The organism is Leifsonia sp. SIMBA_070 (assembly GCF_046534635.1).
GTDB lineage: Bacteria > Actinomycetota > Actinomycetes > Actinomycetales > Microbacteriaceae > Leifsonia.
Genome location: NZ_JAWRYK010000558.1, coordinates 1 through 256 on the forward strand (window position 1 = coordinate 1; position 256 = coordinate 256).

The 256-nt window shown below is 63.7% G+C and carries 1 pseudogene; it reads left to right on the forward strand.

The features are described 5' to 3' along the window. Nucleotides 1-108: 108 nt before the first annotated feature. Nucleotides 109-256: pseudogene (locus SB754_RS21440) on the forward strand (flap endonuclease); the annotation flags it as partial.

The window sequence follows — 256 nt, forward strand, 5'->3', positions numbered from 1 at the left end:
CGATGCCGAATCGCAACTGGCCGTGCTCGACGTCCTGGGTTCGGACGAACGCAGCGCCACCTGACCGCAGTGCTCTGAGGATCGGCGCCGATCTGGCATGGTTTAGGCATGACTGCCCCAGTGATGTTGCTCGACGGTGCAAGCCTGTGGTTTCGGGCCTTTCATGCCCTGCCCGAGAAGATGACCGCACCCGACGGGCGTCCGGTCAACGCGGTCCGCGGATTCTTCGACATGATCGCTTCTCTGGTCACCCGGG